The organism is Duganella levis (assembly GCF_009857605.1).
GTDB classification, from domain to species: Bacteria; Pseudomonadota; Gammaproteobacteria; order Burkholderiales; family Burkholderiaceae_D; genus Rugamonas; species Rugamonas levis.
This window is the reverse complement of sequence record NZ_WWCT01000004.1, coordinates 302,004-322,110: the sequence shown is the minus strand read 5'-3', so window position 1 is coordinate 322,110 and position 20,107 is coordinate 302,004. Positions and strand designations below refer to the sequence as shown.

16 protein-coding genes and 1 tRNA gene are annotated in these 20,107 nt (G+C 58.2%); 12 read left to right on the top strand and 5 right to left on the bottom strand.

Annotated elements, in window-relative coordinates; genetic code table 11:
* The 5 genes from GTP69_RS08045 to GTP69_RS08025 all read left to right on the top strand — a co-directional run.
* Positions 1-971, top strand: a 971-nt coding sequence (locus tag GTP69_RS08045; protein WP_202424336.1) for an alkaline phosphatase D family protein, incomplete at its 5' end; no start/stop codon positions are given.
* Between the two features lie 129 nt (positions 972-1,100).
* A complete protein-coding gene (locus GTP69_RS08040; RefSeq protein ID WP_161054381.1) occupies positions 1,101-2,006 on the top strand; it encodes a DMT family transporter in 906 nt (301 codons plus the stop codon).
* Positions 2,007-2,020: 14 nt separating this feature from the next.
* A complete protein-coding gene (locus tag GTP69_RS08035) occupies positions 2,021-2,401 on the top strand; it encodes a methylglyoxal synthase (protein WP_110844981.1) in 381 nt (126 codons plus the stop codon).
* A 15-nt stretch (positions 2,402-2,416) separates the two neighbouring features.
* Complete coding sequence (locus GTP69_RS08030; protein WP_161054380.1) at positions 2,417-3,391, top strand: quinone oxidoreductase family protein; 975 nt, start codon at positions 2,417-2,419, stop codon at positions 3,389-3,391.
* Positions 3,388-3,867, top strand: coding sequence for a DUF6328 family protein (locus GTP69_RS08025; protein ID WP_161054379.1), 480 nt, complete (start codon positions 3,388-3,390; stop codon positions 3,865-3,867). The genes GTP69_RS08030 and GTP69_RS08025 overlap by 4 nt, the downstream gene beginning before the upstream one ends.
* Here the strand turns inward: GTP69_RS08025 and GTP69_RS08020 are convergent.
* Positions 3,860-4,549, bottom strand: a complete 690-nt coding sequence (locus tag GTP69_RS08020; protein ID WP_229260850.1) for a DUF4136 domain-containing protein — start codon at positions 4,547-4,549, stop codon at positions 3,860-3,862. The two genes, GTP69_RS08025 and GTP69_RS08020, sit on opposite strands and share 8 nt — an antisense overlap.
* 214 nt (positions 4,550-4,763) lie before the next feature.
* On the opposite strand from GTP69_RS08020, the gene pepN reads away from it, so the two are divergent.
* From pepN to GTP69_RS08000, 4 genes are all read left to right on the top strand, one after another.
* A complete protein-coding gene (pepN, locus tag GTP69_RS08015; protein WP_161054378.1) occupies positions 4,764-7,406 on the top strand; it encodes an aminopeptidase N in 2,643 nt (880 codons plus the stop codon).
* Between the two features lie 22 nt (positions 7,407-7,428).
* Positions 7,429-8,433 (top strand): class 1 fructose-bisphosphatase, encoded by a 1,005-nt coding sequence (locus GTP69_RS08010; RefSeq protein ID WP_161054377.1) that lies wholly within the window; start codon positions 7,429-7,431, stop codon positions 8,431-8,433.
* Positions 8,434-8,539: 106 nt separating this feature from the next.
* Positions 8,540-8,615, top strand: a tRNA-Thr gene (locus GTP69_RS08005).
* 836 nt (positions 8,616-9,451) lie between these two features.
* Positions 9,452-12,736, top strand: a complete 3,285-nt coding sequence (locus tag GTP69_RS08000) for a metallophosphoesterase (protein WP_161054376.1) — start codon at positions 9,452-9,454, stop codon at positions 12,734-12,736.
* 360 nt (positions 12,737-13,096) lie between these two features.
* Here GTP69_RS08000 and GTP69_RS07995 read toward each other — a convergent pair whose 3' ends face one another.
* Positions 13,097-13,375: a helix-turn-helix domain-containing protein gene (locus GTP69_RS07995; RefSeq protein WP_161054375.1), complete on the bottom strand. Its 279-nt coding sequence runs from the start codon at positions 13,373-13,375 to the stop codon at positions 13,097-13,099.
* A 75-nt stretch (positions 13,376-13,450) separates the two neighbouring features.
* Complete coding sequence (locus tag GTP69_RS07990; protein WP_161054374.1) at positions 13,451-14,509, bottom strand: FUSC family protein; 1,059 nt, start codon at positions 14,507-14,509, stop codon at positions 13,451-13,453.
* Positions 14,510-14,614: 105 nt separating this feature from the next.
* On the opposite strand from GTP69_RS07990, the gene GTP69_RS07985 reads away from it, so the two are divergent.
* Positions 14,615-15,502: a LysR family transcriptional regulator gene (locus GTP69_RS07985; RefSeq protein WP_161054373.1), complete on the top strand. Its 888-nt coding sequence runs from the start codon at positions 14,615-14,617 to the stop codon at positions 15,500-15,502.
* On the opposite strand, the gene GTP69_RS07980 is transcribed toward GTP69_RS07985, so the two are convergent.
* The gene (locus GTP69_RS07980; RefSeq protein ID WP_161054372.1) at positions 15,490-16,236 is read right to left on the bottom strand and encodes a substrate-binding periplasmic protein; all 747 of its coding nucleotides are present in this window, start codon (positions 16,234-16,236) and stop codon (positions 15,490-15,492) included. The genes GTP69_RS07985 and GTP69_RS07980 overlap by 13 nt on opposite strands.
* A 98-nt stretch (positions 16,237-16,334) precedes the next feature.
* On the opposite strand from GTP69_RS07980, the gene GTP69_RS07975 reads away from it, so the two are divergent.
* Together GTP69_RS07975 and GTP69_RS07970 are read left to right on the top strand one after the other, a co-directional pair.
* Positions 16,335-17,609, top strand: a complete 1,275-nt coding sequence (locus GTP69_RS07975; RefSeq protein ID WP_161054371.1) for an aminotransferase class V-fold PLP-dependent enzyme — start codon at positions 16,335-16,337, stop codon at positions 17,607-17,609.
* Between the two features lie 244 nt (positions 17,610-17,853).
* Positions 17,854-18,687, top strand: coding sequence for an alpha/beta fold hydrolase (locus GTP69_RS07970; RefSeq protein WP_202424339.1), 834 nt, complete (start codon positions 17,854-17,856; stop codon positions 18,685-18,687).
* A gap of 31 nt (positions 18,688-18,718) precedes the next feature.
* Here GTP69_RS07970 and GTP69_RS07965 read toward each other — a convergent pair whose 3' ends face one another.
* Complete coding sequence (locus GTP69_RS07965; RefSeq protein ID WP_161054369.1) at positions 18,719-20,083, bottom strand: PepSY-associated TM helix domain-containing protein; 1,365 nt, start codon at positions 20,081-20,083, stop codon at positions 18,719-18,721.
* Positions 20,084-20,107: the final 24 nt, after the last annotated feature.

The following is a 20,107-nucleotide window of genomic DNA, read 5'->3' as shown; positions in this document are numbered from 1 at the left end:
CGCAAGCGGCGGCTGGTGTGGCTGCTGGTCTGACGGCGGCACAGGCGGCGATTGCCGTCGCCACCTTCGGCAAGGTCGCCGCTGCGGCTGCGGCCGGCCAGAGCGGCGCGGCGCTGGCTGCGGTGGCAGGGCAGACCATCGCCTTCGGCTACATCAAGCCGGAAGTGCAGGCCAACAAGGCAAATTCGGCGTTTGTGGCGGCGTCGGGTAAGAAGGATGCGCTGTCGGCGTTCTTCACCAAGTTCCTGCTCAACTGCGACCAGTGGGACGGTTATAACAGCGAGCGCAAGGCGCTGATGTCTCACCTGAAGAGCAACAACGTTGGCAACGTGGTCGCGATTACCGGCGACATCCACTCCTTCTTCGCCGGCACCGTCAACGACGACTTCGACGCCACCGGTGGCGGCACGCCGGTGATGGTGGACCTGGTATCGGCTGGCATCAGCTCCGACTCGTTCTTCAGCTACCTGCGTGACGCGGCATCGACGCTGGGCGACATCGGCACGCTGGTGTCCTACCCGGTAGCGGTGCCGGTGACCGGCCTGGGCACGGTCAACCTGAACTTCAACCTGCTGGATTACACCATGGGCAAAGCTGCGCCGACGGTCGCGTCGCTGGCCGAACAGACCCGCGTGCAGCTGCGCGGCGCGCTGGCGGCGAAAGGCGTGCCGGAGTCGCAGCTGGAAGCGACCACGGCTGCTGTGCTGACCGGTCTGCAAGCCAACAGCGACTTCAACACCAGCCTGTTCACGCTGGCACAGCAACTGTCCGCGCTGGGCAACAACGCGTGGCTCAAGCATCTGAACACCGATGCACAGGGCTACACGCTGGTGACGCTGACCCCAGGCAAAATGACCGCCCAGTTCCGTCAAGTGAACAAGCTGGTAGGCGCCACCGCCCCCGCCACCATCGTCGCCCGCACCACCACCGCGACGGTCACCGCCGGCACCCCAGCCGTGACGATTAGCTAACCCCCCGTCGTTCCCGCGCAGGCGGGAACCCATAGGCCGTGTGCCATTCCGACTCAGCATGGGTTCCCGCTTTCGCGGGAACGACGGGGGCGGCTGCGGCCGTCCGCATTTGCCCGTACAATCTCAGGTATGGACAAAAGCACCACACACAGCCCGCTGACGCGCGCGGCATTTCTCAGCGGCTTGGGTATCGCCATCGGCGGCTCGGTCCTGTTTTCCACCAAGGCCATCGTCGCCAAGCTGCTGTACCGCTACCACATCGACGCTGTCACCCTGATCGCTTTCCGCATGCTGTTCTCGGTGCCGGTGTTCGCCGCCGTCGCCCTGTGGAAGATGCGCACCGGCGCGCCGCTCACCAGCGGCGACCGCTGGCGCATTCTCGGCCTCGGCCTGGTCGGCTACTACCTGTCCAGCTTCCTCGACTTCCTCGGCCTGCAATACATCTCGGTCGGCCTGGAACGGCTGATCCTGTTCTTGACGCCCACCTTCGTGCTGCTGATCAGCTCGACCTTCCTCAAGCAGCACATCAGCCGCAAGCAGTGGATGGCCCTACTGACGTCCTACTGCGGCATCGTGCTGGTGTTCGTGCACGACCTTCAGGGCGGCCACAACGTGGTGCTGGGCGCGGCGCTGGTGACCGGCTCGGCCGCCGCCTACGCCGCCTACCTGCTGCTGTCGGGCGAAATGGTCAAGCGGCTCGGTTCGCTCAAGCTGGTGTCGTACGCGATGTGCGTCTCGACCGTGGCCTGCGTCGGCCAGTTCTTCCTGCTGCGTCCGCCCGAATTGCTGATCCAGCCGCTGCCGGTGTATGGCCTGTCGCTGCTGAACGGCCTGCTGTGCACGGTGGCGCCGGTGTTCATGACCATGATCGCGGTCGAGCGCATCGGCGCCGGCACCGCCTCGCAGGCTGGTATGATCGGCCCGGTGTCAACGCTGTTCCTGGGTGCGCTGCTGCTGGGCGAACCCGTCACCTCCTGGCAGCTGGGCGGCACCGCCCTCGTGCTGGCCGGGATTTATCTGCTGTCCAAAAAATAAACTAGGATCGAGACATGAAATTCCGCATTGCCCTGATTGCGCACGACAAGAAAAAAGACGACATGATCACGCTGGCCACTGAATACAAGGCGTTCCTGTCGACCTGCGCGCTGGTGGCTACCGGCACCACCGGCGGTCGCCTGATCAACGAAGTCGGCCTGGAGGTGGAGCGCAAGCACTCCGGCCCGTTCGGCGGCGACTTGCAGATCGGCTCGCTGCTGGTGGAAGGCCAGATCGACTGCGTGATCTTCCTGCGCGATCCGATGACGCCGCAGCCGCACGAACCGGACATCAACGCCCTGGTGCGCGCCTGCGACGTGCACAATACGCCGTGCGCCACCAACCTGTCGTCGGCACATCTGGTACTGTCTCAGCTTCAGCAACGCGCTGCCTAATTCAGGAGAAAAGCAATGGTCAAGGCGATCCGCATCAACCGCGTCGGCGGTCCCGAAGTGATGGAACTGGTGGAGGTCGATTTGCCGCCGCCCGGTCCGGGCGAGGTGCGGATGCGCCATGAAGCCATCGGCCTCAACTATATCGACGTCTACCACCGCACCGGCCTGTACCCGCAACCGATGCCCGGCGCGCTGGGCGTGGAAGGCGCCGGCGTGGTGGAGGAAGTGGGCGAGGGCGTGACCGACTTGAAAGTGGGCGACCGCGTGGCCTACGGCGGCCGTCCGCTGGGTTCGTATTCGGAAGCGCGCATCATCCCCGCCTCGCAGCTGCTGGTGCTGCCCAACCAGATCGAATTCGACACCGCCGCCGCCATGATGCTGCAAGGGCTGACGGTGCAATACCTGTTCCACCGCACGGTGCCGCTGAAGGCCGGCGACACCATCCTGTTTCACGCAGCGGCCGGCGGCGTGGGCCTGATCGCCTGCCAGTGGGCCCGCGTGATGGGCGTCAAGCTGATCGGCACGGTCGGTTCGGAAGAGAAGGCGGCGCTGGCGATTGAAAACGGCGCTACCGAGGTCATCAACTACAACAAGGAAAACTTCACCGAACGCGTCAAGGAGCTGACCGACGGCAAGGGCGTCTCGGCGGTGTACGACTCGATCGGCAAGGACACCTTCATCGGCTCGCTGGACTGCCTGCAGCCGCTGGGCACCATGGTCAGCTTCGGCAACGCCTCCGGTCCGGTGGCGCCGTTCAGCCTGAGTGAGCTGGCCAGCCGTGGTTCGCTGTTTGTCACGCGGCCGACCCTGATGACCTACGCCGCCAAGCGCGACGACCTGGAAGCGATGGCCAAGTCGCTGTTCGGCGTGGTCAGCAGCGGAGAAGTGAAAATCGACATCCGCCAACGCTATGCGCTGGCTGACGTGCAACAGGCTCACCGCGACCTGGAAGCCCGCAAAACCACCGGCTCGACCATTCTGCTGCCATGAGCGCGGCTCCGGAAGAGCGCAACGACGACACGCAAAGCGACGAGCGTGACGACGGCGACTTTTCGGACATGCTGAGCGAAATGCGCATCCTGTTGCCGGGGGCGCAGATGTTGTCGGCATTTCTGATCATCTTGCCGTTCAACGGCGGCTTTGCGCAGATCGTCCATCTGGAAAAGCTGCTGTTCCTGGCGACCTTTTTGTTTGCGCTGGCCAGTCTGGTGCTGCTGAGCGCGCCGGCGATCCAGCATCGGCTGCTGCGGCCGCTGAAGGACCGGGTGCGCTTCAAGCGCATCGCCTCACGCCAGATCGTCGCCGGCGCATTTGCGCTGGCGATTGCTCTGGTGCTGGGGACGGATCTGGTGATATCGGAAGTGTTTGGCGCCACCATCGGGCTGCTGGTGGCAGCCCTGATGGGGTTGTTGATACTGGTAGCCTGGTGGCTGATGCCAGTTTATTTACGACGCAAGCTTAGTTAGCCTTCGGCGCCGGATTCGCCGCCTGCACGTTCTGCGTCTTCGGCTCGATGGTGATGTCGATGGTGCGCGGCACACCGTTCTGGCCCGGGAAGCCGGTGAACGCACTCTGCACCAGCGCCGGCATCACATACGGGGTCGCCTGTACACCGCTGGTGTTCTGCACCGTCACGTCATACAGCTTGCGGCCCGACACGGTATCGATGGTCACGCGCAGCTGGCGTTGATACTGGTGCTTGATCTGCTCGCTCACATAGCGCGGACCGAAACGGTACGGATCATAGAAGAACGGACGATAGGCCCAGCGCGAATAGCCAAAGCGGCCGTAGTAGCCGTAACGGCCAAAGCCCGGACCCCAGTACCCATCATCAAACGGATCGGACTGAATGACGCGCACCGGATGATCGATGGTGAAGTATTTCATGCTGACCATCAGCTGCGGCTGTTGGCCTTCGTCAGCCTGATGGAAGCCCAGTTGCGTCAGCTGATTGGCCACCAGCGCCTGGTAATTGCGGAATTCCAGCGTATCGTTGGCCCCCTGCGGCGCTTCGAAAGCGAAGGATTTGTCCTGGAGATCGGCGGCCGGCCAGTCGTTGAACGCGGTCACATTGCTGTGCAACGTGGTCGCGCAACCGCTCAGCAGCATGACGGCGGCGGCCCCCAGCATGGCGAGATAGTTTTTCATGATGATGCCCTTTCAGCTAAAACGGGTTATCCGGGATTCAGTGTATGCCGCCGGCACGGCGCTCGCATGATTATTACAGACTGTTACGGCCGAATGTACAACAGCAATGTTAGTTCCCGCAAAAGCCAATTGTCTCTTAAACTGCGAATCCGCGCATGGGCCGGCCCCGGTATTGGTAAAATAAGCCTTTGTATCCGTCCCTTCAGAGCCTCCAATGCGCACAGACAGCAGCCCCACGACGATCTACCGCAAAGATTACACCCCTCCCGCCTTCCTGGTTGACACCGTAGAACTCGGTTTCGACCTGGCGCCGGCGCGTACCGTGGTGGCGAATCGCATCACCCTGCGCCAGAATCCGGCCTCGTCCAGCCACGACATCGTGCTGCATGGCGAGGCCATTGAACTGGTGCAACTGCGCCTGAACGGCAAATTGCTGGCTGCCGGCGACTACACGCTGACCGAATCGACGCTGACCATCCGCAAGGCCCCGGCCGCCGTGGTGCTGGAAATCGAAACCATCTGCGCGCCGGTGGAAAACACCACCTTGTCCGGCCTGTACGTTTCCAACGGCAACTTCTTCACCCAGTGCGAGGCCGAAGGCTTCCGCCGCATCACCTTCTTCCCCGACCGTCCGGACGTGATGGCCAAGTACACCGTGATGCTGCGCGCCGACAAGGCCGCCTATCCGGTGCTGCTGTCCAACGGCAACCTGATCGAAGAGGGCGACCTCGGCGACGGCCGTCACTACGCCAAGTGGGAAGACCCGTTCAAGAAACCGTCCTACCTGTTCGCGCTGGTGGCGGCCAAGCTGGTTTGCCAGGAGGAAACCTTCAAGCTGGCCGATGGCCGCGACGTGCTGCTGCAAGTGTGGGTGGAAGAGGGCAACCTCGACAAGACCGACTACGCCATGCAGTCGTTGAAGAACTCGATCCGCTGGGACGAGGAACGCTTCAACCTGGAACTGGACCTGGACCGCTTCATGATCGTCGCCGTGGGCGACTTCAACATGGGCGCGATGGAAAACAAGGGCCTGAACATCTTCAACACCAAGTTTGTGCTGGCCAACCCGCGCACCGCCACCGACATCGACTTCGCCGGCATTGAAGCGGTGGTCGGCCACGAATACTTCCATAACTGGACCGGTAACCGCGTGACCTGCCGCGACTGGTTCCAGCTGTCGCTGAAGGAAGGCCTGACCGTGTTCCGCGACCAGGAATTTTCCGCCGACATGATCGGCACTGACTCCGGCCGCGCCGTCACCCGCATCGACCAGGTGCGCACGCTGCGCCAGGCGCAGTTCCCGGAAGACGCCGGCCCGATGGCGCACCCGGTGCGTCCCGACTCCTTCGTCGAAATCAACAACTTCTACACCGTCACCGTGTACGAAAAAGGCGCCGAAGTGGTGCGCATGTACCAGACCCTGCTGGGTCGCGACGGCTTCCGCAAAGGCATGGACCTGTATTTCGAGCGCCACGACGGCCAGGCCGTCACCTGCGACGACTTCCGCGCCGCCATGGCCGACGCCAACCAGCGCGACCTGGCCCAGTTCGAACGCTGGTACTCGCAGGCCGGCACGCCGGTGGTCACCGCGCGCACCCGCTACGACGCCGTCAAGCGCAACTTCGACATCATCCTGTCGCAGCGCGGCCAGGCGGACCAGCAACCGTTCCACATTCCGGTGGCAGTGGGCCTGCTGGGCGCCAACGGCAAAGACCTGCCGCTGACGCTGGAAAACGGCAAGCACGAAAAAGGCGCCACCACGGTAGTGCTGGAGCTGACCACGCAAGAGCAGATCTTCCGCTTCCGCAACGTCGACGAACGTCCGATTCCATCGATCCTGCGCGACTTCTCGGCGCCGGTGATCCTCGAATACGACTACACCGACGCCGAACTGCTGCATCTGTTCAACCATGACAGCGACCCTGTCAACCGCTGGGAAGCCGGCCAGCGTCTGGCGATGGAGCGCCTGCTGAAACTGACCGCGCAAGTGGCGGCCCACGGCGCCGGCAACCTCAAGCTGGACAACACCTTCATCAATGCCATGCGCACCGTGCTGACCGACGAAACGCTCGATCCGGCCTTCCGCGAACTGGCGCTGATCCTGCCGTCGGAAACCATCATCGCCGAGCAGATGGAAGTGGTCGATCCGCAAGCCATCCACACCGCGCGCCAGTTCCTGCGCCGCACCATCGGCGCCGCGCTCAAGCCGGAACTGCTGGCGCAATACCACGCCAACCAGACGCCGGGCGAGTACAGCCCGGACGCACTGTCGGCCGGCAAGCGCGCGCTGAAAAACCTGTGCCTGTCCTACCTGATGGCGACGCCGGACATGGCCGAACTCAAACTGTCGCAGCAGCAGTTTGAAAGCGCTACCAACATGACCGACCGCTCGGCCGCGCTGGTGGCCATGATCCACAGCGGCGCCGAAGCCGGCCCGTACCTGAAAGCCTTCTACAAGGACTTCGAGAACGAAGCGCTGGTCATCGACAAATGGTTCGCCATGCAAGCTGCGGCGCCGACCACCGATGCGGCGGCCGTGCGCAAGCTGATGGAGCACCCGGCCTTCACGCTGAAAACGCCGAACCGCGCACGGGCGCTGATCTTCAACTTCACCAACGCCAACCCATCGCAATTCCACGCGGCCGACGGCAGCGCCTACGCCTTCTGGGCCGAATACGTGATCAAGCTGGACGCCATCAACCCGCAAGTGGCGGCCCGCCTGGCGCGCGCCATGGACCGCTGGCGCCGTTACGCGCCGGCGTTGCAGGCCAAGATGAAACAGGCGCTGGAAAAAGTCGCCGCCCAAAAACTGTCTAACGACGTCGCCGAAGTGATCACCAAAGCACTCGCCAACTAATCACCATCAACCAAGGGACCACATGAAACGAGTCAGTCTTACGCAATACCTGGTGGAAGAACAACGCCAGCACAACACGATCCCGGCCGAACTGCGCCTGCTGATCGAAGTCGTCGCGCGCGCCTGCAAAACCATCAGCCACTCGGTGGGCAAGGGCGCGCTGGGCGAAGTGCTCGGCACCGCCGAGACCGAAAACATCCAGGGCGAAGTGCAGAAAAAGCTGGACATCATCTCCAACGAAATCCTGCTGGAAGCCAACGAGTGGGGCGGCCACCTGGCGGCCATGGCGTCGGAAGAGATGGAATCCATCCACCCGATTCCAAACCGCTATCCGAAGGGCGAATACATGCTGCTGTTCGACCCGCTGGACGGCTCGTCGAACATCGACGTCAACGTCTCGATCGGCACCATCTTCTCGGTGCTGAAAGCGCCGGAAGGCATGGACCAGCCGACCGAAGCCGACTTCATGCAGGCCGGCACCAAGCAGGTCGCCGCCGGCTACGCCGTGTACGGTCCGCAAACCATGCTGGTGCTGACCACCGGTAACGGCGTCAACTGCTTCACGCTGGACCGTGAAATGGGCTCGTGGGTACTGACCCAGCGCGACATCCAGATTCCGGCCAAGACCAAGGAATTCGCCATCAACATGTCGAACCAGCGCCACTGGCACGCGCCGGTGCAGCGCTACATCGGCGAACTGCTGGCCGGCGACACCGGCCCGCGCGGCACCAACTTCAACATGCGCTGGATCGCCTCGATGGTCGCCGACGTACACCGCATCCTGAACCGCGGCGGCATCTTCATGTACCCAGCCGACACCCGCGACACCTCGATGCCAGGCAAACTGCGCCTGATGTACGAAGCGAATCCGATGGCCTTCATCGTCGAGCAAGCAGGCGGCGCGGCCACCGATGGCAAACAGCGCATCATGGACATCCAGCCGCACAAACTGCACCAGCGCGTGCCGGTGTTCCTCGGCTCGCGCGATGAAGTAGCGGTAGTGACCGGCTACCATAGCGAAGGCTGAAAAGCCTGAAATCAGCATAAGGCAATGAAATAGTTGCAACCAGCACCAAAAATTATTGCTTTGGGGCTGGTTGGAGTGCTGGTTCTTTGTTAAAATGCTGGTCGTCGCCGCTTTAGCTCAGTTGGTAGAGCAGTTCATTCGTAATGAAAAGGTCGCCAGTTCGATTCCGGCAAGCGGCACCAGAACTCAGCAGTAAAAAGTATTAAGAAGTCTCAAAACCCGCTCTCCTCATAGGAGGAGCGGGTTTTTTGTTGTCCCCGGACGTTTAAATGGGTGAAGCTTTCAACGAATGCATTGGCTGATCCGTTGCGTGGGCGGGCGGCAGAAGTGCTGGTGCAAGGACTTGGTCGTCATGGAGCGAATGCCATTAATCGCGCGGATTGGCGACTGGCGGGCTTCACTAACTAACAGGTGGAACGGGCAGCTGCCCGGCATCCGTTCGTTCTGGCGACTGAGTGCGAGGGAATGTAGCGTCGGCGGCGCCAACGTATCTTGCGAAGCTTGAGCAGGAGAGGGCGAAGGTCGCTGCGATTAAGCGAGATCAAGAGAGTAGCAGGTCGCACAGTCCGTTCCGGTAATGCATATTTCACTACTGGAATCAGTTGTCAGGAAAACGGGTTATCTTTTCTGATAACCGTACTACACACTACCAACCGAGGTCGTAAGATTTAGCAAACGACGCCTAACCGAGTAACGTTGGCTGCTATCCGCGCTGAGTTGAACACGAACGAAGCAGAGGGAGTTTCAGTCCTGTGGATTTTCTCTACTTGGGTATACACAATTGGTTGCAAAATTACATGTCGATGCAATTGGAAATGTTCAGCGAAATCCCGTTGAATCTTCCCTGCCCTTGAGGTGATTCGTTGGTTTTACGTTTAACAGTCCACTTGTGGCAGGTGATCTGCTTTAACGTTATGCTAAATTAAGCATGAATTTCATAATGTAACAAATTTCCCCCATAGACAACCCTCGCGAACACTTGTAGACTGATTTCATTCTTGCAATATAGGCGATAAAAATGAAAGAGTTCAAGTGGCTTCATCTTACTGATTTACATGTGGGGCAACAGTCACATAATTGGCTTTGGCCGAATTTGAAAAAAACATTTATAGATGATCTGGAGCGGATTTCTAAAAATTCAAATGGTTTAGATGTAATTATTTTTTCTGGTGATATTACTCAAAAGGGTGCTGTTAGCGAGTTTAACGCATTTACGGCCGTCCTTTTAGATCTGTATGAAAAACTAGATAAATGGGGCTATAAACCTGGATTCTTTTGCGTACCTGGCAATCATGATCTAGTGCGGCCTGATCCTGATTTGCAGGAATCATTGCTTTTTAAACAATGGAGAACGGAGCCCTCGGTTGCCAAACAATTTTGGAAAACTGAAACAAGTCCCTACAGAAAGCACATTGAGGCTGCCTTTCAAAACTACACTAATTGGAAAGATAATATTGGAAGCCAAGGAATTCCAATTTTGCCAACAAAAGATGGAAAAATTCCTGGTGATGTGTCCGCGAGTGCTAAGTTCGGCGATGTATCAGTAGGTCTTGTTGGTTTGAATTCGACATTCCTGCAATTGGGCGACGGAGACTACAACCAGCAGTTAGATCTCGACGTCAGGCAATTGCTTGCAGTAACCGATGAAAATCCCGATGAATGGTGCTCGCAGCACGATGTTAATTTTCTAATCACCCATCATCCTACAGGATGGCTTCATCCTGAAGTTAAGAAAGATTTCGACACGGAAATCTATCCGCCGGAGCGCTTCACTGCCCATATATTTGGACACATGCACGAATCAAGTTCGCAGACTATATCTACCGGCGGAGGACCAAGTAGAAAAATCGTTCAAGGTCCTTCGATTTTCGGTCTGGAATATCTTGCCGATGGTACCACTGAAAGGCGTCATGGATATACAGTAGGGAAAATCGCGATTCAGAAGACATCTGCCGAATGGATTCTTTGGCCACGAATTTCTCATATTCGAGGCGATGGCAAGCGAAATTTCATTCCAGATTATAATCATGCAATTATTCCAGGTGCGGAAAATACTTCTGAACCATTAAAAATATCAACGTCGACTAGTCAGCATAATGTGCAGCAACTGATTTCGGAAATTGAACAAAAGATTGTGGTTACCTCAATCAATGAGGTATCTATAAATTCAGATTTTTTAGAGGCTACAAAATATAATATTCCCCAACTCGACCAGCATATTGGAATTCGCGTTCCATCTCAACAGGCTTGTGTAGCGGCCATTGCTTTGGAGCGTATGGTTTGGATTTGTACAGATTGGGGATTAGGGACGGACGGTTTTTTGTATTCTATAGTGAAATCTATGGGGTACCAAGAAAAACCAATATATCGAATAGATTTAGGCAACTACGCTAAACGTAGTGAATTCTTGAATCGTTTTCCTGAACTGTATGGTTGCTCATTTTCAGAATATTGTAAAAACTTATTGCAGGTAGGTCCTGCAATTCTTATCTTCGATGAAGCGCCGTCTGAAAATATTCAGGAATTGCATATGGCTTCAGATGTTGAAAGTTTGGGCGATATGGTTCTCGATTTTTGTCCGCAAGTTGTTATATTGGCTGTTACTCGCGTTCCTCCGATAACAGGAAAATTTAGTAAGATAAGCCTAACTCCATTGGATGAGGTTGAAACCAGAGCTTATGTCTTTTCGCATAAAAACTGCCAAAGCGATATAAAAAATCCATCTTCTATAAGTGAAATTTATAAATTAACAGGCGGAGTGCCGAGCAAAATAGAAAAGGTACTAAAAAGCCTTCGCGTAGTAAATTTATCCGATTTACAGATTGGAGCTTTGGTAACAAGGGCATCAGAAAATGAAGTCGTTCCGCGTGCGCTATCCACGGCAATCGAAGCTATTTTTAATTCAGCTGATGATAATATTAAGCGTGCCGGATTAATGCTAAAGCTTCTTTGCATTCTGCCACATGGAGAAACGCTTCAAAAAATTCGCCGCTTTGACCCGCAGTACGTATTTTATGAGACACAAGCTGTTACTTTGTTAGATTATGACCTTATAGAGGTTCGAAATGGGTTTGGTGTAATTCCAAACGTTAGTGGTCAAGAAAGTAAAATAAAACTGTTATTTGCAAAAGCTGCAGTGCGTGAATATGTGTTGTCTTTGCTTGGCGAAAAAGAAATAGATTCTTTGACTAAGCGGGCAATGGGGCTATATTTTGAGGAAAATCGATCTTCTGGTATTTGGAAGATCAAGTCAAGAGAAGGTTTTAAAATATCAGAAGATTTGACCACGTTGGATAATGGCCATGAATTGGTGCTTCGTATGTTGTCGCTGGCCGTTTTGAATTTGCAAAATTTGCGCGTTAAAACAGCACTTACTTTAGCTCAAATCTACTGCGCCGAACTATTGGCTGGTAAGCATTATAGGAGTTGTACTGCTGCTTGTGATGCCGTTCTTTCTACTGCGGGCGCGGAAGCAAGTAATTATGGAAAGGAAGTACTTTCAATACGATACCTATTGGCAAAAAGTTCTCGTATGCAAGGGGACAATCCGCGATCAAAGAAACTTCTAGAGGAACTAATAGAGCATGAGTGGCCAAAAGATCTTAAAGTATCACTACTGTTAAATTATGCGTTGTGCCTGCAGTCATTGGACGATTCGGAGGCAATTAAAGCTGCCGAAGAATTAATTAAAATTTCTCCGAAATCTAATGATGCCATTCAAGCTCGCGCTATTGTAGTTGAAATGGGCGCTCAAGGTGATGCAAAAGTTAAGTTATTAAGACTTGAGGAACAGGCCAAGAAAAGTGGTGCAGTTACAGTACGCAATAACCTTATTTTGTCGAGAGCGGATTCTTATTCAGATGATTCCGATATGTTGGGGGTTTTGCAAGAGGTCGTGTCGAGCTCAAGTAAGACTCGTGATCCGTATAATGCGAGTCGTGCGGCGGTAAAAATTGCCACTATTTCCGTTGAGAGAAATATTAAACTCTCAAATGAAAATATAAATAATTTAATTAGTGCCTATCAGTATTTTTATGGGCAGAGATTTGATGCATTATTTTTAAAGTCGCATAAGGCTCTTTGGGATATTTTTGAAAATACTGGAGATATTCAAAACCTCCTTAGTTTATTTAAACATAGTTCGTTTATTTGGCGTCTAAATGGAAATGAGGATCGAGAAAAACCTTATGTTACAAGAATGATTAAATCTGCAACGGGTCTTCTCAAGTCTAATATAATTACTGCCGATCATGATACTGCTTACTTTATTGCTCGTGCTAAACAAGTTAAAAAGCTGAGCTGATTTCGTGCATTAAACGATTAAGTCCGTAAGATATTTTTTAACAACCGGAATCGCGTGATCTTCCATTGGGGCAATAAAATGGAATGGAACTCAGGAACCAATCGATATTGTTGTACCTATGTTGTACTTTTCACCGATTTAGTACCAACATTTCATAGGTAATTCGATTCCGGCAAGCTCACCAAGATACATTCCGGCCAAGTTCCGGCAAAATCCGCCTTACCTGTTTTCAAAGAGGGAGGCGTCTTTTTTTTTATGCTATTCGCCGGTTGGAGCCTTAAATGACCTCATCAACCACTATGGATGAAGCAGGGCGCCCTTTGAAGGGGGGCGCGACGTAATACTCATCAAGGTGAGCGTCTAAGGCACTCGCGTTTTGAGCTGTTCCAGACAAGCGATGATCTTGTCGCGGCTGATATTCCGAAACTTACCGAGCAGTAGATCAGTAAGCCAAGCTGTGGGTACATCAAACAACTCGGCCGCCTGAGTAGGCGTCACATCAAGCTCGTTCAGCTTGTCTTCCAGCTGACTGGCAAGCATGGCCTTGGCCAGCATATCATCAGCATCCGGGAGGCCAACATCGGAGTAGGGATTGCCGCTGCTCTCTTCGACGACAACGCCGTTAATGATTTTAGTCATGGCTGATAACTCCTTTCCAGCGCTGCGGCAGTGACCAGGAATACTATTTGACCTTGAGCATGCAAAAGAGGTTTCTTATTGCTTTCTGAAGCGCTCCGTCAGCGGCCACAGGGTCAGTGTGGCGGCCACGGCGATGGCGCTGCCGAGCAGGTTGGTTTCCAGGCGCGCCAGTGCGTAGTTGTATTCGTTGAAGACTGGCATGGCGTAGTCGGCCACCAGTACGAAGGAGGGCGTCAGGAAGGCGACGAAGACGCCGTAACCTACCGGCCGCAAGGTCATCGTCAAGCCAATCAGCGGGAACACCGCCAGCGCAATCGCCAGCGGCGAGGTTGCCAGGCCGCTGATGGCTACCGCGATGATGGTGCCGACCACCGTACCCACCGCACGTTCGACGCTGCGCGGCAGCGTGCCCGAGGCGGACGGCTGCAAGATCAGCAGCACCGCCATGGTGGCCCAGTAGCCGTTCGACAGGTCCAGCATGTGCACCGTCAGGTAGGCCACAGTGGTGGCGATACCGAGCCGCAGCGCGAAGTGCGCGCCGTCGCTGGATAGCGAGGCGTGACGGCGCAGATGCAGACAGCCTTCGCGCACGCTCTGCGCGGCGGCGGCGTGCCAGCTGGTGGTGTAGTGCTCCGGCGCGAAGGGGCGGATCTGCCAGATCACCACGCTCAGCGCGGTGGCGAACAGGCAGCCGAACAGGTACACGCCCAGGTAGGCCATGCCGCCGCTGCCGCCGTGCCACGGCCGGTCCACCATCACCACGCAGGCGGTGGCGGCGAGGATGGCGACCTGGTAGGCCTTGGCGCCCCACACGCGCGCCAGTCCAGCGCTGGTGACCACCAACAGAATGGCTAGCGCGCCAGCCGCCGTACCCAGGCTGGCGGCGTAGGTGGTCAATCCGCCGGCCACGGTCGACAGTACGGCGAACGACAGCATCGAGGCCAGCCGGTTGCGCGCGGTGTCCGACGCGGTAGCCAGCGAGGTCCAGAAAGCGCCAATCGCCGCCCACGCAAAGTCCGGCGCGTGCAGCGCGCAGCCCACCAGCAGCATGATGGCGGAGGCCGAAGCCGCGCGCATGCCTTCCAGCAGGTTGGCCTTATCGGTGGCGTGGGTGAGCAGGGATTTGAGCATCATGAGGTTCAGCTTAAGCGCACACGCTCCGCGAATCCAATATTTCGTGCTAGTCTCTTCAAGACGAAAAAGATATCGCAAAACGCTCTTCAAGATGAAAGGACAACGATGGAGTTTCGCCAGTTACGCTATTTTCTGGCCGTCGCCGAGCACCTGCATTTCACCGTAGCGGCCGAGCGGCTGGGCATCGCGCAGCCGCCGTTGAGCCAGCAGATCATCAAGCTGGAACGGGAGATCGGTACGCAGCTATTCATCCGCCACCCGCGCCGCGTGGAATTGACTGAGGCAGGTGTGATTTTCAAAGAGCGCGCGCGGCGCGTGCTGGACGACGCCAACGACGCGCTGGAACACGTGAAGATGGCGGCGCGCGGCGAGAGCGGCAACCTGTCGATCGGTTTCGCCGGGTCGACGGTGTTTCATCCGACCGTGGCGCGGCTGCTGCGCCGCTTCCGCGAGGACTATCCGGGCGTGAAGATCCGCACCGAGGAGAGCAACAGCACGGCGTTGTTGGGCAAGCTGGCCGACGCCCAGGTCGATTGCGCCATGATCCGCCTGCCGCTCGATTGCGGCGACCTGACCGTGACGCCGTTGGTGCAGGAAAAGATGATCGCGGTACTGCCCAGCGGCCATGCGCTGGGCCGGCGCCGCACCATCGACTTGAAACAGCTGGCGGCCGATCCGTTCATCCTGTACCCGCGCGCCATCAATCCGGAACTGTACGACGCCATCATCAGCGCCTGCCACGTGGCCGGCTTCTCGCCCAGGATTGAAATGGAGTCGCCGCAGATTTCGTCGGGCGTTAACATGGTGGCGGCGGGATTCGGCGTGGCCATCATTCCGGAGTCGATAGGCCAGTTTCGTTCCGAGGGCGTCACTTATCAGGATCTCCGCAACCAGGGGTTGGGCACGGCGATCGCATTGATTACGCGGCCGCGCGAGAAGTCGGTCACGGTGCAGAACTTCACCGAGATGGTCAAGCAGTTCTACCGGCGCTGAGGGCGGTGCAGCAGTTCGTCCATCACGCGTTTCTGGCGTAACTGGCGGCAGGCTGCTTGCAGCGCGGCGATGGTGGCGGCGTCGATCTTGGGATCGGCATACAACGCCACCCGGCCGCGCGCCAACGGGTAGCGTGGGCTGATCTGGCCAGCGGCCTTGCCCAGCACGTATTCGATGCTGTCGCTGACGCCCAGTATCACATCCAGCCGCTCGGCCTGCAGCATGCGCACGCCTTGATCGTAGCTGTCGAAGGCGTGTTTGTGGATGCGTGATTCAGCTTCCAGTTCCGGACTGTAGCCGGAATGGCGCAGCATGCCGACGGTTTTGCCGAACAGGTCTTCCATGCGCTGGAAGCGGAAGCCGCTGCGGCCGAATACCACGATATCGACCGTGCCCACATAGTCGATGCCGCCGCCCTTGGCGCTGGTGTCGATGATCAGCATTAGGTCGGCGCCGCCGCTGGTGAGCATGTGCGGCGCGCGACCATAGGGCACCGGCATGGGCGTGATCGGCACACCGCTCAGCGTCGCCAGTTGTGCGGATAAATCGATCAAGGCGCCGACCGGCTGGCCGTGCGGACCATTGCCGGCCCACGGCATCAGGTTGACCATCGTCAGGCGCAGCGGCGCTTTCGCCACCGCTGCGGCAGCGGCCGACGATGTCGCAGGCAGTACGCCCAATGCCGCGATGGAGGCCATGGACGCCAAGGCACGGCGGCGTGTCGGTACATGCATCGAAGGCTCCTTGTTCGCGTTATTCTTCCCGTATTATGCCCATGTTAGCGGCGAAAGCTGTGCAGCTGTTTTGCAATGCCAACTTTGGGAGGTGCGGAATGGATGGATTTCAAGCGGGCCGGCGCAGGTTGCTGGGGGCGGCTGCGGGGATGACCGCGATGGCGGTGCCGGGCGTTTCGTCGGCATCGCCGGCGGCGCCATCGTCGGCGGCGGACTGGGAGGCGATCGCGCAAAGCTATGACATCGCCGGCGATATCGTCAATCTGGAAAACGCCTATTACGGCATCATGGCGCGGCCTGTGGCGGAGGATTTCAAGCGTAACATCGATTACCTTAACCGCTATAACTCCTACTATCTGCGCCGCCAGTTCGACCACGCCGGCATGGAGCAGCTGCGCGCGCTGCTGGCGACCCACACCGGCGTGGCGGCGGAAGAACTGGCCATCACGCGTGGCGCCACCGAGTCGCTGCAAAACCTGATCTGCAATTACCGCCTACTCAAGCGCGGCGACACCATCATGTACGCCAATCTGGATTACGACGCCATGCAGTACGCGATGAACGATCTGGCCCAGCGCAATGGTGCCAAGGTGGCGCTGGTGAAGATCCCGGAACCGGTCAACCGCCAGGCCGCCATCGACGTCTATGAACAGGCCTTGCGCCAACATCCGCGCACCAGGCTTTTGCTGCTTACGCACGTCAACCACCGCACCGGTTTTGTGCTGCCGGTGGTGGAGATCATCAAGATGGCCAAGGCGCGCGGCGTTGATGTGATCCTCGACGTGGCGCAATCGTGGGGACAGCTGGACTACAAGCTGCCCGATCTGGGTGCGGATTTTATCGGCGCCAATCTGCACAAATGGGTTGGTGCGCCGCTCGGCACGGGTTTTCTGTATATTCGCAAGGAGCGGCTGGCGGATATCGGTATCGAGCGTGGCGACGAGGATTATCCGGCCAGCGATATCCGCTCACGCGTCCACTCTGGCACCTTCAACGCCGCTGCGCTGATGACGGTTCCGGCGGCGCTCAAGCTACACGACGAAATCGGTGTGGCCAATCGCGGACGCCGCCTGCGTGAACTGCGCGATTACTGGGTACGGCAGGTTCGCGGCCTGGATGGCGTGCAGGTGCTGACGCCGGACGATGCGGGCAGCTACGGCGCGGTGACCTCGTTCCGTTTGCGCGGCCACACCACGTTTGAACAGAACGCGGCGCTGGTCAACCGGCTGGTGGAGCAGTATCGGATTTTTACCGTGGCGCGCAAGGGGCCGGTGGGCGGCGCCTGTATCCGCGTCACGCCCGGTTTGTTCACCCGCACCGGCGATCTGGACCAGCTGGTGGCGGCGCTAAAGGATTTGTCTCAAAAGGGATAAGCCTACCTTTAGGCAGGTTACAAACGAGGGGCGCATCGGTTCCAATGTGATCTGGCTTTGCCACATCAATCACATACGACAGGAGTATCACGTGAATTCCGAAAAGACTTCTTCCGACGTCAGCACCTCCCGCCGCTCGGCCATCGTCGGTGGCCTGGGCGCTGTTGCTGCGGCAGCGGCAGGCCTGCCTTCGATCGCCTCGGCTGCGACATCTTCCACCACCCCTCATCAAGGAGCATTCAACATGGACAGCGGTTTTGTTACAGTAAAAGACGGTAGCCAGATTTTCTACAAGGACTGGGGTCCTAAAGACGCACCAGTAGTCTGGTTCCACCACGGCTGGCCGCTGAGCGCCGATGACTGGGATAACCAGATGATGTTCTTCCTGCAGCACGGCTACCGCGTCATCGCCCACGATCGTCGTGGTCATGGCCGTTCGACCCAGACCGACCATGGCAACGACATGGACACCTACAGCGCCGACACCGCCGCCGTGGTCGCGGCATTGAAAGTGAAGAGCGCCATCCACGTGGGTCACTCGACCGGCGGCGGCGAAGTAGCACGCTACGTGCGTCAACACGGCAAAGGCCTGGTGACCAAGGCTGTGCTGATCAGCTCCGTGCCACCGATCATGGTGCAATCGGCCACCAATCCAGACGGCGTGCCGCTGAAAGTCTTCGACGATATTCGTCAAGGCACCGCGTTCAACCGTCCACAGTTCTACATGGACCTGACGATTCCGTTCTACGGCTACAACCGTCCAGGCGCGAAAGTGTCGGAAGCGATTCGCCAGAACTGGTGGCGTCAAGGCATGAACGGTGGCGTTAAAGCCGCCTACGATTGCATCTTCCAATTCGCCCAAGTGGACTTCAGCGACGACCTGCGCGCACTGGATATCCCGGTGCTGGTGATGCACGGTGAAGACGACCAGATCGTCCCATTCGCCAACAGCGGCGCGAAATCGGTCAAGCTGCTCAAGCACGGCAAGCTGATTTCGTACCCAGGCTTCCCACACGGCATGCCAACCACGCACGCTGATGTGATCAACCCGGACCTGCTGGCCTTCTTCAAGTCCTGATAGCCGGTTAGACCTGTGGCGCAGCCGTCGCTCAATGCGACGGTTTGCGCCTTGCAGTGAGCAGGGCCGCCAGCAGCATTGACGCGCCCAGCAACGGAAACACCACGCCAATAACGACGGCAATGACAATGGCGCCCAGCGCCAGGCGATCGCCTTGCCGGCATGGCGGCGGCGCAAAGCTGCCGGTGGGACGACGCTTCCACCACACCACGACGCCGCTCACGCACAGCAGCATTAGCGCGACGCAGCCGAGCAGCATCACCATCTGATTGATCCAGCCATATTCCCCGCCCTGATGCACGCTGACGCCCCATTCGGTGACGCGGCCAATCGCGCCTATGCGATCCGCGCCGAGGTCCATCAGCACTTTGCCGCTGTACTGGTCGAGGTGGATCACGCGTCGTCCGGCCAGTTGGCGCGGCGTGCGGATGGCGCTGTAGACGGCTTGCGCGTCTTGCGGCAGCACCAGCCGATAGCCTTGGCGCAGGCCGGCGGCGGCCAGCGTGTCGACTGCCTGGTCGGCGCTGATACGGACGACGCTGGCCGGCGCGACGGGGCCGTGATGGCCGCCATGGCCGTGGTGTTCGGCGTGCGGATCGTCGGAGGCGGGCAGCGGTTGCTGCTGCAAGGTCCAGGGCAGGTCGCCCAGCGCGGAAGCTGGGATGGTGGAATGCGGCAGGTTGCGCCACATGCCGTTCGGCGCGCCGAGATCATGTTCGCTGAGCCAGCGGTTGACTTGCTGGCCCCAGACCGCAGTCCATGGCATGCCGGTCAGCGCCAAAAACAGGATAACGATGCCGCCGAAGGCGCCGGTGACGGCGTGCAGGTCGCGCCACCAGTTGCGTCCTATCGCGCCGGGACGGATGCTGACCACGCCGTGGCGGCGGCCGCGCGGCCACCATAGATAGGCGCCGGTCAGCATCAACACGATGATCCAGCCGGCCACGGTTTCGATGACCATGCGGCCGCCGTTGCCCAGCACCGTCAGTGAATGCAGGTGCTTCACGAAAGTCATCACGCGCGCCGATTCGTCGATGGCGCCGAGCACTTTGCCGGAGGCGGGATCGAGGAATACCTGGCGCACCTTGCCGCCGGCTTGCGTGACGTCGACCTGCACGCTATGCGTGTCGTCGTCCGGCAGTGTGATGGCTTTGGCGTCGCCCGGTTCGGCGCGCAGCGCGGCGGCGATCAACTGCGTGGGTGCCAGCGTTGGTCTGGCGTCAGTTTCGCGCAGCAGCAGGCGGGCGTAAACCACGTCGTCGATCTGCTGGTGGAACAGATAGGCGGCGCCGGTCAGCGCCAGTAAAAAGATAAAGGGCAGGCAAATCAGACCGGCATAAAAATGCCAGTGCCAGACGCGCCGGTACAATCCGGACGCGGAGGACGGGTGGGACATGGGGAATCTCCAGCTTTACAGATG

What these genes read in the sequence shown, in the direction of transcription:
- GTP69_RS08040 (WP_161054381.1), top strand. Translation starts at nt 1,101, where the DNA reads ATGGACAAAAGCACCACACACAGCCCGCTGACGCGCGCGGCATTTCTC.
- GTP69_RS08035 (WP_110844981.1), top strand. Translation starts at nt 2,021, where the DNA reads ATGAAATTCCGCATTGCCCTGATTGCGCACGACAAGAAAAAAGACGAC.
- GTP69_RS08030 (WP_161054380.1), top strand. Translation starts at nt 2,417, where the DNA reads ATGGTCAAGGCGATCCGCATCAACCGCGTCGGCGGTCCCGAAGTGATG.
- GTP69_RS08025 (WP_161054379.1), top strand. Translation starts at nt 3,388, where the DNA reads ATGAGCGCGGCTCCGGAAGAGCGCAACGACGACACGCAAAGCGACGAG.
- GTP69_RS08020 (WP_229260850.1), bottom strand. Translation starts at nt 4,549, where the DNA reads ATGAAAAACTATCTCGCCATGCTGGGGGCCGCCGCCGTCATGCTGCTG.
- pepN (WP_161054378.1), top strand. Translation starts at nt 4,764, where the DNA reads ATGCGCACAGACAGCAGCCCCACGACGATCTACCGCAAAGATTACACC.
- GTP69_RS08010 (WP_161054377.1), top strand. Translation starts at nt 7,429, where the DNA reads ATGAAACGAGTCAGTCTTACGCAATACCTGGTGGAAGAACAACGCCAG.
- GTP69_RS08000 (WP_161054376.1), top strand. Translation starts at nt 9,452, where the DNA reads ATGAAAGAGTTCAAGTGGCTTCATCTTACTGATTTACATGTGGGGCAA.
- GTP69_RS07995 (WP_161054375.1), bottom strand. Translation starts at nt 13,375, where the DNA reads ATGACTAAAATCATTAACGGCGTTGTCGTCGAAGAGAGCAGCGGCAAT.
- GTP69_RS07990 (WP_161054374.1), bottom strand. Translation starts at nt 14,509, where the DNA reads ATGATGCTCAAATCCCTGCTCACCCACGCCACCGATAAGGCCAACCTG.
- GTP69_RS07985 (WP_161054373.1), top strand. Translation starts at nt 14,615, where the DNA reads ATGGAGTTTCGCCAGTTACGCTATTTTCTGGCCGTCGCCGAGCACCTG.
- GTP69_RS07980 (WP_161054372.1), bottom strand. Translation starts at nt 16,236, where the DNA reads ATGCATGTACCGACACGCCGCCGTGCCTTGGCGTCCATGGCCTCCATC.
- GTP69_RS07975 (WP_161054371.1), top strand. Translation starts at nt 16,335, where the DNA reads ATGGATGGATTTCAAGCGGGCCGGCGCAGGTTGCTGGGGGCGGCTGCG.
- GTP69_RS07970 (WP_202424339.1), top strand. Translation starts at nt 17,854, where the DNA reads ATGGACAGCGGTTTTGTTACAGTAAAAGACGGTAGCCAGATTTTCTAC.
- GTP69_RS07965 (WP_161054369.1), bottom strand. Translation starts at nt 20,083, where the DNA reads ATGTCCCACCCGTCCTCCGCGTCCGGATTGTACCGGCGCGTCTGGCAC.